This window comes from Ponticaulis koreensis DSM 19734 (assembly GCF_000420665.1).
GTDB classification, from domain to species: Bacteria; Pseudomonadota; Alphaproteobacteria; order Caulobacterales; family Hyphomonadaceae; genus Ponticaulis; species Ponticaulis koreensis.
This window is the reverse complement of the sequence record NZ_ATVJ01000001.1, coordinates 73,047-89,639: the sequence shown is the minus strand read 5'-3', so window position 1 is coordinate 89,639 and position 16,593 is coordinate 73,047. Positions and strand designations below refer to the sequence as shown.

16 protein-coding genes and 1 pseudogene are annotated in these 16,593 nt (G+C 55.0%); 12 read left to right on the top strand and 5 right to left on the bottom strand.

The window, feature by feature from the left end; all coding sequences use genetic code 11:
• Positions 1-9: 9 nt before the first annotated feature.
• The 8 genes from G523_RS0100485 to G523_RS0100450 are packed head-to-tail and all read left to right on the top strand — an operon-like array spanning position 10 to position 4,200.
• Positions 10-519 carry a hypothetical protein gene (locus G523_RS0100485; RefSeq protein ID WP_022693047.1) on the top strand — a complete coding sequence of 170 codons (510 nt, stop codon included), beginning with the start codon at positions 10-12 and terminating at the stop codon, positions 517-519.
• Complete coding sequence (locus tag G523_RS0100480) at positions 516-998, top strand: hypothetical protein (protein WP_022693046.1); 483 nt, start codon at positions 516-518, stop codon at positions 996-998. Before G523_RS0100485 ends, G523_RS0100480 begins: the two co-directional genes overlap by 4 nt.
• Positions 985-2,049, top strand: a complete 1,065-nt coding sequence (locus G523_RS0100475) for a homocysteine S-methyltransferase family protein (RefSeq protein ID WP_022693045.1) — start codon at positions 985-987, stop codon at positions 2,047-2,049. The genes G523_RS0100480 and G523_RS0100475 overlap by 14 nt, the downstream gene beginning before the upstream one ends.
• A gap of 17 nt (positions 2,050-2,066) precedes the next feature.
• Positions 2,067-2,744, top strand: coding sequence for a gamma-glutamylcyclotransferase family protein (locus G523_RS19940; protein WP_022693044.1), 678 nt, complete (start codon positions 2,067-2,069; stop codon positions 2,742-2,744).
• 31 nt (positions 2,745-2,775) lie between these two features.
• Complete coding sequence (locus tag G523_RS0100465) at positions 2,776-3,018, top strand: hypothetical protein (RefSeq protein ID WP_022693043.1); 243 nt, start codon at positions 2,776-2,778, stop codon at positions 3,016-3,018.
• 43 nt (positions 3,019-3,061) lie between these two features.
• Positions 3,062-3,613 carry a pyridoxamine 5'-phosphate oxidase family protein gene (locus G523_RS0100460; protein ID WP_022693042.1) on the top strand — a complete coding sequence of 184 codons (552 nt, stop codon included), beginning with the start codon at positions 3,062-3,064 and terminating at the stop codon, positions 3,611-3,613.
• Positions 3,613-3,807 carry a hypothetical protein gene (locus G523_RS0100455; protein ID WP_022693041.1) on the top strand — a complete coding sequence of 65 codons (195 nt, stop codon included), beginning with the start codon at positions 3,613-3,615 and terminating at the stop codon, positions 3,805-3,807. Before G523_RS0100460 ends, G523_RS0100455 begins: the two co-directional genes overlap by 1 nt.
• Positions 3,808-3,816: 9 nt before the next feature.
• Positions 3,817-4,200, top strand: a complete 384-nt coding sequence (locus tag G523_RS0100450; protein ID WP_022693040.1) for a DUF4259 domain-containing protein — start codon at positions 3,817-3,819, stop codon at positions 4,198-4,200.
• Positions 4,201-4,284: 84 nt separating this feature from the next.
• Here the strand turns inward: G523_RS0100450 and G523_RS0100445 are convergent, their stop codons facing one another.
• Positions 4,285-7,302, bottom strand: coding sequence for a TonB-dependent receptor domain-containing protein (locus G523_RS0100445; protein WP_022693039.1), 3,018 nt, complete (start codon positions 7,300-7,302; stop codon positions 4,285-4,287).
• A gap of 803 nt (positions 7,303-8,105) precedes the next feature.
• Here G523_RS0100445 and metH point away from each other — a divergent pair.
• Positions 8,106-10,724, top strand: a pseudogene (gene metH, locus G523_RS17260) (methionine synthase); the annotation flags it as partial.
• A 51-nt stretch (positions 10,725-10,775) separates the two neighbouring features.
• On the opposite strand, the gene G523_RS0100435 reads toward metH, so the two are convergent.
• Together G523_RS0100435 and G523_RS0100430 are read right to left on the bottom strand one after the other, a co-directional pair.
• A complete protein-coding gene (locus tag G523_RS0100435; protein ID WP_022693037.1) occupies positions 10,776-11,306 on the bottom strand; it encodes a hypothetical protein in 531 nt (176 codons plus the stop codon).
• The gene (locus G523_RS0100430; RefSeq protein ID WP_027441323.1) at positions 11,303-12,154 is read right to left on the bottom strand and encodes a ParA family protein; all 852 of its coding nucleotides are present in this window, start codon (positions 12,152-12,154) and stop codon (positions 11,303-11,305) included. The genes G523_RS0100435 and G523_RS0100430 overlap by 4 nt, the downstream gene beginning before the upstream one ends.
• Before the next feature lie 489 nt (positions 12,155-12,643).
• Here G523_RS0100430 and G523_RS19935 point away from each other — a divergent pair, with 489 nt between their 5' ends.
• The 3 genes from G523_RS19935 to G523_RS21085 all read left to right on the top strand — a co-directional run bounded on the left by G523_RS19935 (position 12,644) and on the right by G523_RS21085 (position 14,438).
• Positions 12,644-13,774, top strand: coding sequence for a serine hydrolase domain-containing protein (locus tag G523_RS19935; protein ID WP_022693035.1), 1,131 nt, complete (start codon positions 12,644-12,646; stop codon positions 13,772-13,774).
• A gap of 90 nt (positions 13,775-13,864) precedes the next feature.
• Complete coding sequence (locus tag G523_RS0100420; protein ID WP_022693034.1) at positions 13,865-14,179, top strand: hypothetical protein; 315 nt, start codon at positions 13,865-13,867, stop codon at positions 14,177-14,179.
• Positions 14,091-14,438 (top strand): hypothetical protein, encoded by a 348-nt coding sequence (locus G523_RS21085; protein WP_162141008.1) that lies wholly within the window; start codon positions 14,091-14,093, stop codon positions 14,436-14,438. The genes G523_RS0100420 and G523_RS21085 overlap by 89 nt, the downstream gene beginning before the upstream one ends.
• Positions 14,439-14,701: 263 nt before the next feature.
• Here G523_RS21085 and G523_RS0100410 read toward each other — a convergent pair whose 3' ends face one another.
• The gene (locus G523_RS0100410; protein WP_022693032.1) at positions 14,702-15,337 is read right to left on the bottom strand and encodes a flavin reductase family protein; all 636 of its coding nucleotides are present in this window, start codon (positions 15,335-15,337) and stop codon (positions 14,702-14,704) included.
• A gap of 85 nt (positions 15,338-15,422) precedes the next feature.
• Entirely contained in the window at positions 15,423-16,499 is a 1,077-nt protein-coding gene (locus G523_RS0100405; protein ID WP_162141007.1) for a serine hydrolase domain-containing protein, read from the bottom strand.
• Between the last annotated feature and the right edge of the window lie 94 nt (positions 16,500-16,593).

The following is a 16,593-nucleotide window of genomic DNA, read 5'->3' as shown; positions in this document are numbered from 1 at the left end:
GGCGACAGAATGAACAGCGTCGCAGCAGACTGGCTGGATGGCGTGCTCAATGCGGCGCTCACCGTGCTGGTGATCGCGGCGGTCGCCATTGCTATTGAGAACCCGGAAAAGCTGGGTTTTGAACCTCGCCCGGAGCGCCCGTCGGTCAGAACCGTTATGGCTGCGATTGAGCATGGGCGGAAATGTCTGAGCGTCTATGAGCAGTATGAGTATTTCAATGCCTGCCAACAGGCCGGTTCAGAAAGCGGAGGAGCGCTTGTAAACTGCCCTGAAGATGTGCCTCTGGAGACGACCGTCCCCGCTACGCTGGCTTCAGCGCAGATATTTGCGGAAACGCAGCTGTCGCAGATGGAGCTGTTGGCCTGTCCGCCGCCGGATGAGATGGCGCATCAGTTGAATTCAGCGCGTGAGGCCGTAGAGCGTATTAACGCGCGCCGGAATGGTGCCTATTCGCCACTGGATGATGTCTGGACGCGTAGTGCGGCAGATGAAAGAGAGGGTGCCGGACCTGACAAATGATTGAATGGCTCGACAGGTTTCTGAACCGCATCATCATTCTTTTGATTGGTGTTGCAGGGTTGATTGCCATGTTTCAGGCCATGAGTTCACCGCGGCCACCATCCATTCGTGAGTTGAGTGTGGATAGTTCGGCACTTATGTCGGTGATGATGCCGAGCTGTTATCGGGTAGAAGACACGTTAGTGTTCATGCGCGCGTGCGCGAATGTGCCAGAGGGAGAGACAGGCGTTGCATGCCCGCTCGAGGCGCCGGAATGGGTCAGGTTCAGGCCGGAGACCAGTACCATGGCCGACCTGCTGGTCGAACAGCTTGAAGCGCGGCAGGCATCTGCCGAATGTCAGTCGCTGGCGCGTGACCCTTTTGAGGGTTTGACGGCTGAAGAACGGAATATGAGCTGGAGCGAGCTCCAGCAGCGTAGATTGGAATTACAGGCCGAGATGGAGGCCGCAGAAGAGAATGAGACCGATGACCAGAACTGAACGTGTAGCTAAGCTGAAAGAACTCGCTCGTGAGCGCATTCTGGTGTTTGACGGCTCATGGGGCGTGTTGATCCAGAATAAGGGCCTCGTTGAAGAGGATTATCGCGGTGACCGCTTCACGGCTTTTGCGGGTCAGATGAAGGGCAATAATGACATTCTGAACGTCACGCGTCCTGATATTATCGAAGACATTCACAACGCCTATTTTGGCGCTGGCGCGGACATCTCCGAGACGAACACATTCTGTTCGACCACGATTGCGCAGGATGACTATGAGCTGGATGCGCAGTCCGTTTATGACCTCAATTATGAGGGCGCGAAAATCGGCCGCCGCATTGCGGATGAATGGACGGCTAAAGAGCCGCACAAGCCGCGCTTTCTGGCTGGTGCGATGGGCCCGCTCAACAAAATGCTATCCATGTCTCCGGACGTAAACGATCCGGGCGCTCGCGCTGTCACCTTTGATGAGGTCTATCAGACTTACCGTCATCAGGTGAAAGCGCTCTATGAGGGCGGCGTGGACATGTATGTGATCGAAACCATCACCGACACGCTGAACTGTAAGGCTGCGATAAAGGCGATCCGCGATCTGGAGGCTGAAGGTCAGGAAGAGCTGCCAATCTGGATTTCAGGCACGATCACAGACCGGTCCGGTCGTACGCTGTCCGGTCAGACGGTTTCTGCGTTCTGGAATTCCATCCGCCATGGCCGTCCGTTTGCTGTTGGCTTTAACTGCGCGCTCGGCGCAGAGCTGATGCGTCCGCATGTGGCAGACCTGGCACGTCAGGCAGATTGTCTTGTGTCGGCTCACCCCAACGCGGGATTGCCGAATGAGATGGGTTCGTATGATGAAACACCAGAGCAGACGGCCGCCCATATCGGAAACTGGGCGCGCGACGGCCTGCTGAACATTGTTGGCGGCTGTTGTGGGACAACGCCGGCGCATATCGAGGCGATTGCCAAAGCGGTTGAGGGCGTCAAGCCGCGTCAGCCAGCAGAGGCAAAACACACGCTTCGTTTGTCCGGACTGGAGCCATTCGAAGTCGCCTGATCCGCTAAGGGGGGGGCATGACAATTAATGGTGACGTGAAGACGGGCGATCTGTTCGTCTTCTACGGGCTTTTGCAGCCTGTATCTGAAAGCTATCCGCATGTGATTGATCTGGCGGGAAGCGGCGCGTTTCTGGGGGAGGCGCGTATTCGCGGCGACCTTTACGATGTCGGTGGTTATCCTGGCATGGTCGCGGGAGATGGTCTGGTATGCGGCACACTCTACCGTATCGACGACCCTGTTATTGTTCCTGAAATCGACGCCTTTGAGGATATCGTTCCGGGCGAGGAAGCTGAATCTCTATACCGGCGGGAACAACATTCGGTTCTGAAAGCTGATGGCGTGCAGACTGGCCAGACGGCCTGGGTTTATATCTTCAACAAACCGCTCGCAGAAGACCCGAAGATTGAGAGCGGCGACTGGCTGAAGGATGGTGAGCCGCATTATCGAAAGCGCAAACGCACACTGCTTCAATGGGCGCGTCGGGGCGTTTTCGCGACGCTGTTCGCACTGTTCGCATACGTGCTTCTGAGCCTCGTTATCGGGATCATTTTCGATAATCCGTTGCTGACGCTCGTCGTCGCAGTTAGCGGGGCGCTAGGATTTTTTCTGATTGCGCTGTTCGGAAATGCGCGGAATGATGTAGATCATTCAGGGCCCGATGCGTCAGACATGATAAACGTGCGGATGGATTGAGGCGCTTAAACAGATGTCTTGGGAGGGGCTCATGTTTAACGGACCAAAAATTGTCTGGGTGATTATTTTCACCGGCATTTTCTATTACGGCGCAAATTTCGCACTTGGCGGATTCATTGGCGATGAAACAATCCAGCGTGTTGTCTCAGGTGTGATCGCGCTGGGGATTGGCGCGATCATGCTTTTCAGCAAAGGTGGCGCCAGTTCTGATGGCGCGTCGCGTACAGAACGTGACAGCGATTTTGACGGCTTTGATGGCGGCATGGGCGACTAGCCTTTTCTGAGTGTCTCATCCGGCCGATCTTGGAGGGAGAGACATGGGCAAGACGTTCGAACGACTGGATGAAAAGCTGATCAGCTTCATCGAGAAGCAGCCTATGTTTTTCGTGGCGACTGCACCGCTCTCTGCTGATGGCCATGTGAATGTGTCGCCCAAGGGCTATGACAGCTTTCGCGTCATCGATGACATGACGGTGGCATGGCTGGACCTTGGCGGGTCTGGCATTGAGACCATGGCGCATCTGAAAGAGAATGGCCGCATCACCATCATGTTCTGCGCGTTTGAGGGCGCGCCGAATATTCTGCGTCTCTATGGCGAGGGCGAAACCGTCACGTTTGATGACGCGCGTTTCCCTGAACTTCTGGCGTTGTTCCCTGATTTCAAAAAAGCGCGTTCCATCGTTCTGGTGAAGCTGGAGCGCATTCAGGATAGCTGCGGCTGGTCTGTGCCCTTCATGGATTTCAAGGGTGAGCGAGACCAGCTCAAGCGCACATGGGATCATCGCTATGAAACGATGGACGATGTTGAGGGCTTTATCCGTCAGCGAAACGCCCGCAGCATTGATGGCCTGCCAGCGTTTGAGGACTAATGTCTGACTTCTGGAAATTCTTCACCGGTGTCTCGGTTGCCGTCGTCGTCTACGCGGTGAGCTATGTCGTTATTAAACTGATGGGCGGGAATATCTTTCTTGCCGGTCTGCTGGCAGGCGGGTTTGCAGCCATCGCATTTTACGGCATGGGGCATGTGCTCGGCTATTCGACGCCGGAGGATATGGACCAATAGGAGAGCCGCATGGGTGCCTGGGGTGTTGGAAGTTTCGAGAATGACGGTGCGCTGGATTATCTGGCAAGCGTGGAAGAGCTTGGTACTTCTCTGATTGCGGGCTCGTTAGGGCAGCCCTTTGTTGAGCACGATCTGGAAATGGATGACGCTATTGAAGTGCTCGTCGCAGCGGAGATCGTTGCGGCGATCGCGACTGGCAAGCTGGACCGGCTGCCTGAGGGCGCTGACACATTTTTGAAATCGCTGGGTGATCTATCCGGACTGAAGGCGCAGGCCCACGCAGCGGTCACCATCGTGCGCGACAGTTCCGAGCTTAGCGAGGTCTGGGCAGAAACTGATCATCATCAGCAATGGCTGGATGACGTCAACGTACTCCTTTCGCGGCTCAGCTAGATCATTGAATTTTCGAGTAAAGAAAAAGCCCGCCGGTATATCGCCGGCGGGCTTTGGTGCAGTTCGTGGAGGATCGATCAGGGCTTAATAGTTGATCGTTGCACCAATAGAGAATGTACGACCCAGAGCATTACCTACGAACGGGTTGTAGGAGAGCTCGAGCTGCGCAGCAGCCGGATCTTCATCAGTGATGTTCTCGATAGAGCCTGTGATGGACACATCAGCGAACTCAACCGGCACTTCCCAGAAGACGTGCAGATCGTGCTGGATGAAGTCTTCACCGTCCGCGCCGTAGATGATGCCAGCTCGGGTGTCTTCAACACCTGAGATGTACTCCATCTGGTAGCGGAAGTTCCACGCATCCATGTTGTAGTTTGCGTAGAGGTTGCCCTTCAGGTCGGAGATAGCAGGTGCAGAGCGAGCGAAGTTCGCAAAGCCGACCGCATCATAACCAGGTGTTACAACAACACCGTTGATCGCGATGTCACGTACATCATACTCGAGCGTGTATGTGCTTGAGCCGCCAACTTCCATGAAGCCCGGGCCAAGATCCCAGCCATAGCTTGCAGTGAAGTCGATACCAGATGTTTTGATACCTGGGCCGTTGATGATGTCAGTGCGGACACGTGAGATGTCGCTACCGATTGTTACGCCCTGCGTACAGCCGCCCTGGAATGTGACGAGGTAAGCAAGTGGGTGTGTACAATCGACGAGCTGTGTGCCGTTACCCGGGCCGTTTGCAACGAGGTTTGCGATACCTTGAGCAGGTGTCGTTGTGATCTCGTCTTCGAAGTCATAGCTCCAATAGTCGAAGCTAGCCTGGAAGCCTTCATAGTTGAAGACAGCACCGATGTTGTAGGTGAATGCAGACTCTGGCGCGAGGGCAGGGTTGCCGTAGATATCAACTGATTTGAAGTTGTTACCTGCAGCCTGAATGCCTGCCAGCGTTGTCGCTGTGTTGCCATTGAGGATGTTGCTTGGAAGCGGACCGCGGAAGGTCGTACCAGCAGAACCACGAACGACGAGGTAGTCGTTAGCTTCCCAACGGACAGAGACTTTAGGGTCTGTCGTTGCGCCAACCTGCCCGCCGTAATCTTCGTAACGAAGAGCGACAGTTGCTTCGAGCGTGTCGAGGAGCGGGATCTGGACCTCTGCAAACGCAGCGTAGACGCTTTGTTGCAGACGGGATTCAGTTGTCTGGCCGAGGAAGACGAACGGACCGGTCTGAACCGCACCGTTAGTCAGGCAAGAGTTGTCGCCTTCAACACCGCAAGGGTTGATCGCTGCGTTAGACAGATCGTTGATCGGGTCGCTGCGGAAGTTCGAGTGACGGTACTGGCCGCCAACAGCGTATGCGATGTTACCAGCGCCGAGATCGAAGTCAGTCACACCAGCATAGACAGAGTCGATGATGACAACGTCTTCTTGCTGCTCTGTGCCGTTTGGCTGAACCATCCAGCCGAGGACTGCTGCAGAGTTCTCGTTACCTGGAATGTAGTTCGCATTGTTCAGACCAAGCGCAGGGTTAGATGCCTGCGAGTTGATGAACGGGTTGAAGTAGAGACAGTCGCCAACACCAGCTGTGCCAGTTGTGCGGTCACAATCCGGGCCACCGAAGCCTTCGAGAGCTGACTGCATGCGGGAGCCGACAGTGTCCGGGGTCCAGAAGAGACGACGGGACTGGTAGAAAGTGATGTCGTTGGTCCATGTGGAGTCTTCTGTGACGTCCCACTCAAAGCCTGCAGACATGCGGAACGCGTCGTTTTCAGCTTTACCAATGCCGCCGCCAAGACCGCCTGTCAGTTCTTCAATACCGCCAGCGCCAACTGGACGGCCGAGAAGGATCGCAGCGTAAGTGCCAAGCGCCTGAGCTGTCGGGCCAGTCGGGTCAGCAACGCTACCTGCGAAAGGAAGGCCTGTGCTGAGGTTCAGAGACTGGTCGATGAAGCCCTGATAGCCCGGGTTGGAAGACGGTACGAAGAAGGCGAAAGAAGAACCTGGGCCGTTAGGACCCTGGGTCGGCGGGAATGTCGGCGAGTAACGGTTCGCGTTCTGGTGCGTTTGTGCCCAGAGAGCGTTCGCGTTGATGCGGAACTCAGGAGAGAGGTCAGCGTCGAACTGAGCGTAAATCTGTGTGCGCTCTGTATCCTCAACGAGGTTACCGAACGGGATGTAAGAGAAACGACAGATTGGAACGCCGCTTGTAGAACCGACTTCACCGCCAGTGTCGACACATGCGTTACCTGCAGGGCCGAGGCCATCAATACCAACGCCGAGCGCGGTACCGCCCTGACCCTGAGAGATGTCGCCGAGGTAAGGCAGGTAAGTTGCCGGGTTACCAAGAACGGACCAGCCAGCAGGGTTTGTGCTGAATGGTTGGAACACGAAGTCACGCTCGAGGTTAGACAGTTCCGAGCGGGCCTGGTGGCCGATGCCAACCATGATGTTGCCGTTTTCGAAGTTGTGTCCCCAGAGAGCAGATACTTCGAAATCGCCGTCAGAACCGTCAATGGCTGTGTAGTCGCCAGAGAGTTCGAGGCCTTCAAAGCTTGTGCGCGTGATGAAGTTCGCAACGCCTGAAATCGCGTCAGAACCGTAAGTCGCCGCAGCACCTTGCTTGAGAAGCTCGACGCGCTCGAGAGCGAACATCGGGATGAGCTGGGTGTCAGCGAAGCCGTCACCTGGGGAAGCGATTGTACGGTGGCCGTTCAGAAGAACGAGGTTACGTGTCGCGCCGAGGTTACGCATGTTGATAGAGCCGGAGCCCTGAGAACCTTGCGCGCCTGGAGCGAACTGGTTGGAGTCGCCAAGAACAGAACCAACAGATGGAAGAGACTTGATCAGTTCCAGAGGGGAGCTGATGCCTGTTTCTTCGAGTTCCGCGCGGCCGTAAACGTCAACCGGCAAAGCAGAGTCTTCTGGTGTACCAGCGATGAAAGAACCAGTTACAACAACACGCTGTTGAACCGCTGCGTCTTCTTCAGCTGTTTCCTGAATACGTTCTGGAGCATCTGCGCTCTGAGCCATAGCTGGGACAGCCATGGAGAGGCCGAGCGCCAGCCAAAGTGCCGAGCGGGCACACGTCGAGTGTAGGTTTTTCATGATCTACGTCTTCTCCCTAAGATATTACTTGTATTTACACCAAAATACTTTGGTTTTTTCTGCATGTGCCTTGAGTATATAAAGTAGTCAAGTTTAGGGAGTGTAAGCGCCAATTCGGCGCCTTCAGTGTGCAATCGGCTCATCTGCTTGTGAAAAAAAATATTTATAATCAGATATTTAATTGATTTTTGTGGTCGCAAAGGTGGCTGAAAATGCACGTCAGTCCGCCGATTTTGCATGGCAAGATATTCTTTGGTGGAATAAACATTATTCTGTATTCGTTGTAATATATGCTGTATAACTGGAAAAGTTTCAGAAAATTATATTCTAACCAAAGTATTAAACGTGAAGAAATATTGGTGAGGTAGTGCTTCGGCTGAAATTGCGACTTTTAGTGTAATATATGGCTTATTCAGCCTATTTGCATAGAGCTAGCTATCGCGAAATGCACCCGAGCGCAATGAAGCCAAAACGCTTTATTGGTGAGATTGTAAAATTTGAGCCGCCAAGGAAGCCCCTCAGATGCCCGGTGGCAGCGTGGATTCCGTTAAAGCGCCAAAAATGGCAGCTCAGAACGAATTTTCGGGCAGCGTGATATAAAACGCACAATTTGGAATGAGGCGTATTCCCTTGGGTTATAGGCCGGTAAAAGTGGAATGCCTCAGCGGATTAAAGAGGCACGGTGAATCAGCGTTGAGATTCTCTGTTTCCACCTTTCAGGAAGAAAGTGTCACTGCGGGCTTTGTAATAGGCGTGTTACCCTCTATGAGAGGGCCAACCCAAACATATGCGCCAAGGTTTATATGACCAAACAATCTGCCAGCTTCGTCAATGTCGGTGAACGTACAAACGTCACGGGCTCTGCTAAATTCCGGAAGCTCATCGAGAAAGATGATTACGCGACCGCGCTCGATATTGCGCGCGAGCAGGTGGAGAATGGCGCTCAGATCATCGACATCAATATGGATGCGGGCCTGCTCGACTCCGAGAAGGCGATGGTCACCTTCCTGAACCTCATCGCATCCGAGCCAGATATTGCCCGCGTGCCGGTGATGATCGACAGCTCCAAATGGGATGTCATCGAGGTCGGCCTGAAATGCGTGCAGGGCAAGGCGGTGGTGAACTCCATCTCGCTGAAAGAAGGCGAAGCGCAATTCCTCGACCATGCCCGCAAGTGCCTCGCTTATGGTGCGGCTGTCGTCGTCATGGCGTTTGACGAGAACGGGCAGGCCGACACAGAAGAACGCAAGGTCGAGATCTGCCAGCGCGCGTTCAAAATCCTTACAGAGACGGTCGGCTTCCCTGCTGAAGACATCATCTTCGATCCGAACATTTTCGCTGTCGCGACTGGTATTGAAGAACATGACAATTACGCGGTGGACTTCATCAATGCCGCGCGCCGCATTCGTGAGACATGCCCGGGCTGTCATATCTCCGGCGGCCTCTCGAATGTGAGCTTCTCATTCCGCGGCAACGAGCCTGTGCGTCGCGCTATGCACTCTGTCTTCCTCTATCACGCCATTCCGGCGGGCATGAATATGGGCATTGTGAATGCGGGCCAGCTCGACATTTATGACGAGATTGCCCCGAAGCTTCGCGAGCGCGTCGAGGATGTCATCCTCAATCGCCGCTCTGATGCTACCGAGCGCCTTCTGGAAATCGCAGACGAGTATCGCGGCCAGAAAGGCAAGACGATTGAGAAGGACCTCGCCTGGCGTGAAAAGCCGGTGAAAGAGCGTCTCAAGCATGCGCTCGTCCACGGCATTACAGAATTCATCGTCGACGATACCGAAGAAGCCCGCCAGTCGGTTGCGCGCCCGCTCCACGTCATTGAAGGCCCGCTCATGGATGGCATGAATGTGGTGGGGGACCTGTTCGGCGCGGGTAAGATGTTCCTGCCACAGGTGGTAAAGTCTGCCCGCGTGATGAAGGCTGCCGTCGCGCACCTCATTCCGTTCATGGAAGAAGAAAAGCGCCTGATGGGCACGGAAGGCCAGTCCAACGGCAAGGTCGTCCTCGCCACGGTGAAGGGCGACGTACACGATATCGGTAAGAACATTGTCGGCGTGGTGCTCGCCTGTAACGGCTATGAGATCATCGACCTTGGCGTTATGGTGCCTGTCGAAACCATTCTCGATACGGCCGAGAAAGAGGGCGCGGATATGGTCGGCCTCTCCGGTCTGATCACGCCGAGCCTTGATGAAATGGTCGTTGTGGCGTCCGAGATGGAACGTCGCGGCATGGATATTCCGCTGTTGATTGGCGGCGCGACCACGTCTCCGGCGCACACGGCGATCAAGATCGAACCAGCCTTCAAACGCCAGCCGGTTATCCATGTGACGGACGCCTCCCGCGCAGTCGGCACAGTGTCGGCGCTGCTTGGTGAAGATAAAGCCCATTACTGGGAAACCGCGCGCGCTAAATATGACCGCATCCGCGAAAGCCGCGCCGGTGGCCCGCCTAAGCCGCGCCTGCCTATCGCTGAAGCGCGCGAAAAGCACGTGCCGATCGACTGGGCGGCCTACACGCCGCCAGCGCCGAGCTTTACCGGTGTCAAAGAGGTCGAATTCGATATGGGCGATCTCAAACGCTATATCGATTGGACGCCATTCTTCGCCAGCTGGTCACTGGCCGGTCGCTACCCGATGATCCTTGAGGACAAAGTGGTCGGCGAGGCGGCAACCAGCCTCTGGAATGATGCGCAAGCCATGCTGCAGCAAATTCTGGGCGAGGGCTGGCTCACCGCGAAAGGTGTTTGCGGCTTCTGGCCGGCAAAGTCTGTCGGCGACGACATTGCGCTCGACAATGGTGAGACGCTCTACACACTGCGCCAGCAAATGGTGAAAGATAACCAGAAGCCGAACTTCGCGCTGGCCGATTATGTCTCCCCGAATGGCGGCGACCATGTCGGCGCGTTTGCTGTGTCTGTCTTTGGTGAGGCGGAACACGCCAAACGCTTTGAAGAGGCAGGCGATGATTATTCCTCCATCCTCATCAAGTCTCTGGCCGACCGGTTTGCCGAAGCGGCTGCCGAATGCCTGCACGAGCGTGTGCGTAAAGAGTATTGGGGCTATGCAAGCGATGAAGCCTTCACCAATCAGGAGCTGATCAAGGAAGCCTATTCCGGCATCCGCCCGGCGCCTGGCTATCCGTGCCAGCCGGATCACACAGAAAAAGAGACGATCTTCCGCCTTCTGGACGCAACCAACCGCATTGGCACAGAGCTGACGACCAGCTTTGCCATGACCCCGCCAGCCTCCGTCTCCGGCCTTTATCTATCACATCCGGAAAGCGTCTATTTTGCCGTTGGCCGGATCGAGCGCGATCAGGTGGCAGACTATGCCGCCCGTAACGGCTGGGACCTGCACAAGGCTGAAAAATGGCTGGGTCCGATCCTCAACTACGACCCGAATGAGGGGTGAGGTAGGGGTTAACATAAATGTTCGAGCTTACTGCTCGCTGCCAGATCAACCTTAGGGCTTGTTCATCAAAAAACTTGCGAGGTTTAAAAATTCATCACCGTCACGTTTTTGCGCATCCTCTAATGCTCTCTTTACATGGAGCTCAATCTCTTCTTGTTTCATTGGTGCAAGCAACTTCATCACGGCGCTTATGTTATCTTTTTTAGATGACCTGGGATTGAATTCCTTGCTGATTTTTTCACCGAAGCGTTTCAGTGCGTCGTTCGTAGCTAAGACATCTCCATTTCTTACGAGTTTGTCGAAGTTTAACAGTATCTTGTGTTTTTCTGGCTCTGATTTCTCAAGCAAAAGTACTGCTTGAGAAGTTATCTGTTCAATTGGTTTATCTTGTCGTCGGGTAGATGATGTGATCGACTTTTCGGTGAGCTTACGTCGTCCTGACGACTTAGACAGAAATTTGAGGAGTGCGGACTGGTGTCCGCATTCCTCGAGTATTTCAACCGCCTCGTAAATGTCACTGGTTGAATTTTCTTCTAGCATTGCTGCAATCTGAAGAGCTAATATACGTGATTTCTTTCTCATTTTGCGCCCACAGTGTTCAAAAATCTCTCAGCGACTTCGCTAAATTCATCTTTCACATAGTCTCTTGCATAATCTGTTCTGAAAATGGGATCACCTTGACGCGAACCCGAAGGGTAAGAATCAGAATGATGCGCTATTTCGTTAAAAACCGGCCATCCATGTTTGCTCGCTAAACTTTCAACGTCTGCAAGGGACTGGGTTTGTTCAGGCGGCGTATTACTGCGCCGTAGCCCATTGAAGATTATTCCTGCCATCTCCAGTGTCTGATCCTGATGCATAAGTCTAAACTCATCGAGTGAACGTGCCAATAGAGGTAAACCGATTGTTGCGAGAAACTCTGGTCGCACTGGTACCGTAACGAAACGGCTCGAACGGTAAGCGGCCGTAGTTAAGATTGATTCCGTTGGCGGGCAGTCTATTAAAATTAAGTCGTACTTGTGAGAAATTTTGGATAAAAACTGCGGGAGAAGTTGAGCTTTTTCAGTAGGGTTTTTGAGCGTCCAAGCGAGCTCCAGTCTTGCAGGTACGAGATCAAGTAAGCTGTCATCATCCCATGCATGAAGGTGATGGACAATGTTTTCTGCAATCAGCGGCTTTGCTGAGCCGCCACTAAGGTTCGGAGCAGAAAATTGTTCGAATACCTCTACCACGGTTGGTCTGCTGGCCTTTAGGTGCTCTACATACTTCTCTGCCCCCATGAAATACTGGCTTAAATTAGATTGGGGGTCCAGATCGACCGCCAGCACGCGTAAGTTTGCCTGCCACGCTGCGTACCACGCCAGATTAAACGCGAGCGTGGTTTTGCCCACTCCGCCTTTCATGTTGATGAGTGAAACAGTTACAGTCAAAGCCTTCTCCCAATAAAATTTGTCCGGCACTTGGTAAATCGCTGTGCAAAAGAGGATTGCTACCTTGGGGCGACTTTGGGGTATGATCAACTTCTAAATCAATTGATTGTTCGCCCGTCATTCTTGTTTGCCTTTGTATCGCTTCGCTCACGTGATGCAGGTTCAAGGCTGCTCCGCTCTCAATCACACTCAGTAAGTAGGGCGTTTCGAGGAACGAAGTGCGCCAGACGAAACGTCATAAGGACAGCCCTATTTGTCATCCCGGGCGAAGACCCGGGACCCAGTTTAACCACTTCACGCGCTCCGCTCATTCACGCGAAGGCGGGCATCCATGCCTGGATGTTTGCTTGCGCAAAAGCCCGGACCGAACTCTGCAAAACGCTGTCCGGACAAATTATTACCGCGTCTGACGCGGGGGTATGGTTGCAGGCCGGGTGAGTTTCGCGTTTGGTGTTCAGGGTCTGTGGTCTGAACGGGTGGGAAACATCAGTGCATCATAAATGGATATCAGCGCTCGTAGCGGGCGTTTGTCTGGCGAGCTGTTCGAACGCGGCAACAGGGCAGGCGGCAGACAATGCCCCTCACGCTGCCGCCTTCGAGGCGGCGCTGGATGATGTCTTCGTCGGTGTAGTGAGCGACGATACGCCGGGTTGTGTGGCGGGCGCCACCCGCGGCGGCGAGTTCGTTTTCGCGCAGGGTTATGGCCTCGCCAATATGGAATACAGCATGCCGATCACGCCAGATAGCGTGTTTCGGATGGGCTCTGTCTCCAAGCAGTTCACCGCGGCGGCGATAGCTCTGCTGGATGCGCGTGGGCAGATTGATCTGTCGGCTGACATTCATACCTACCTGCCGGAGCTGATGGATTACGGCCATGAGGTTACCGTTGAGCAGATGGTGCATCATATGTCTGGCATGGGCGATTATGATGATCGGTTTGAAGTGCGACCGGGAGAGTCTTTCCGCTTCGGGAACGAAGATTACTGGACGATCGAAGAATTTTACGCTGCAGTCGCCGAGCACCCGCTGGACCATGAGCCGGGCACGCAATGGCGATACTCAAACCTTGCATATTTCCTTCTGAGCCAGCTGGTTGAGCGCGTATCGGGGCAGACGCTTGCAGAGTATGCGCAGGCTGAATTCTTCACGCCGCTCGGCATGGGCGATACGCTCTTTAATGATGATGTGAACCAGATCATCCCACACCGGGCATCAGGATATCTCGCCCTGGAAGAGGGTGGTTTCGAAACCTTTGATACCAATCTCGACTGGGTGGGTGATGGCGGCGTCTACACGACGCTGAACGATATGCGTCTCTGGGACAATGCGCTGACGCAAAACGCACTGCCAGAAGGCATCGCTGAGGTTATGCTGGCGCCATATCCCGGCGCGCCCATTTCCGAAGATAATCCAGGTGCCACTTATGCCTATGGCATGTTCGTTGGCGAGCGATATGGCACGACGTTTCAAATGCACTCAGGCGGCTGGGTCGCCTTTTCTACAATGCATATGCGGGTACCGGAACGCGGTCTGAGCGTTTTTGCGATGTGCAATGGAACGCACGTTTCAGGTCCGGAAGTCGCTGAGGCGGTTCTTGGTGTTCTGGTCGGTGCGGATTGACGACGCTGTTGTCTTCTCAAATTCGTTCGCTCATTCCCGCGAAGGCGGGAAACTAATCCCACGCCGCGCACGCCAACCTATACTCGGGGCATGTATTCTGCGCCCGCCTCTTTCACAAACCTGTCCTCGCACGACCCGCGTCGTGTGATCGGCCTGTTTCTGGCCCGGCTTCTGGCGTATCTGGTTCGCCTCCATGCGGCGGGCGAGGCGGCCGTCCCAAAAGACATTGCTGCAATGGCCCACTCCGCTGAGGCGCTGGTCAGCCAGTTCATCCGTATGCGCGCCGCAGAGCAGTTGAAAGCGTGCGGTTTTACCTTTGCCGCCAACGCCATGCGCGCGCCGGACATTCCTGTGTGTTCTCACCAACCTGCCTTCGGCACGCATAGAGCGCGCTCAGAACTGTGATCCGGTCACGCCCGCCGAACTGATCGGCCGTCTTCAAACCACAATCGAAACCTTTGAACGCGCGGAAGACATGGCGAGCCTGCTTGCCCGCGTGATTGTCTGCGCTCTGGCCTATATCTTCCCGGAAACGCGCGCGCCTTCACGGTACGTGTCGCCCGACGTGGACGCACTGAACGCGTCATCCAGTTTCTATGAGGCGGTCATCAATCCATGGCCACCGCCTGCGCGCGGCCAGCTGAAGTTTTCCGCCGCGGCCTGACCGCGCCCCATTCAACGAAAAATTCCACCATTTCCCGTGCGCGGCGGAGCTATGCTCTGTGGCGGCAAACGCGCATCTGCTGTTCGCTCATTCCCGCGAAGGCGGGAATCTGGACTTTGCCTGCTAAACGAGATCCCTGCCTGCGCAGGGATGAGCGCGCTCAAGGCTGTACCGGCTTTAGTTCGGGGGAACTCACGAGCAAGGCGAAGGCGCTGGTGCGTGCTCCCGGACCTTATCCGGGGAAGCAACAGCACCGAGCAAAATTATGTTTTCGGTCGGAACATTTCGAAACGGTTGTCTGGTGTAATCTCGTAATAGCTGGCGGGGCCACCTGCACGTAGCACGGTGCGTATGCGGGCAGGGTCATAAATCCCGTTCTCAAGAACGCCCTCGGCAATATGTACGCCGACGACTTCACCGAACACGACCCAGCTTGGCACCTCTTTGCCCTCATGATTGGTGAGCTGGACAATCTGGGTCAGCTTGCATTCGAATGAGACGGGGCTCGCGGCGACGCGCGGCGCTTTGATCACGCGGGACGCGCCCTGTTCCAGCTTTGCGCGCTCAAACTCGTTCTCTTCAGGACTAATCGGTGCGCAGCTTTCATTCATGGCCTCGGCAAGCTCGCGGGTGACGAGGTTCCATGTGAACTCGCCAGTCTCTTCGATATTGTTGAAGCTGTCCTTCTTGCTGGCGACGCTCGCAAAACCGATAATGGGCGGGGTGTAGTTGAAGGCGTTGAAGAAGCTGTATGGCGCAAGGTTTGGTACGCCGCTGGCGCTTACCGAGCCGATCCAGCCGATAGGGCGGGGGCCGACAATCGCATTGAACGGGTCATGCGGCAGACCGTGGCCGTTTTTAGGTTCGTAGAAATGCGGACCAGTGTGTGTCGCGGTCATAAGCGGACCTTCCTTCGCAGAGGTGAGTTCAGTGCTTAGGAGAATATAGGGTGGGCTTTTGCGCCTGCTATAAACAGTGGCCTGTTTAGTTGGTTGCAGCGCCCGCAATCTCCAGCGTCATGCCGAGTAACGTTCGGTATCCCGGCCCAGTGTTGCTGAGCAAAATGATAGTAAGATCATGCTCCGGGAAATAGGACACTATGCTCGTATAACCAGCCATGTCGCCGTTGTAAGTCCGGACTGGCGTTGGTGGCGCACCTTCAGCCAGCGGTGCTTCGCCGATATTCCACGCCATGGGTGTGTCCGGATCGAACAGGAGCGCCATGCTGTCTTCTGATATCAGCTCGCCGCTCTGCAGGGCATGAGACCAGGCCAGAAGGTCGTCCGCGTTGGCATAAAGCGACGCTCCGCCGCGGAACATCCAGGTGTTGCTCAGGGTGATCTGAATAAGATCATCGCCGTCCTGCAAATAGTTGAGCGCGTGATTGGCCGGTGCCGGACTGTCGTAAATCTGCCCGGTTGCCTCCATGCCAAGCGGCGTCAGGATCATCTCGCTGAGGGCGGTTTCGTAGGATGCGCCGCTTGCTTCATCGATGATGAGCCCGAGGAGATAATACCCGATATTGGAATAGTAATACTCCGTGCCGGGTGTTGATTTGAGAGGCAGGTCCAGAGCGGCTTCGAGAAAGCTTTCTGGCGTCTGGGCGGACTTCCATTCCGGCTCAAACCAGCCTGGAATGTCGGTCGTGTGGCCGAGGCCTGACCGGTTCTGGAGGAGTTGACGGATGGTGATCTGAGATGCCCAGTCATGTGTGACGAAGGACAGGTGGTCGCTGACAGTGTCGTCCAGAGAAAGCTGTTCAGCTTCGGCGAGCTGAAGGGTGAGCGTAGCCGTTATACTTTTGGAGAGCGACGCAACGGCGAAGCTGGTGTCTGCCGTGATGGGTGTGTGCGCGTCGAGATCGGTGTAGCCGAAGACTTGCGTATCGAGCGTGCTTCCAGCCTCCGCGACGAGAATGACACCGTTAAAGCCGTTCTCCTCTGCAAGTTCGGAGACCGCAGAATGAAGCTCAGCGGATTCCTGACCATTTGCAGGCAGGAATGACGCTGCAACGACAGAAATGGCGGCGGTGAGCTGGAGTCTGAAAGTGCGAAGGTTCATGGCTATGGTGATCTTTAACGTTGGATTTTGGATGTCGTTCTGTTCAAAAATACGAGCTTCGTCCACCCTCTGAACTGAGTTGTGAAGACTATGG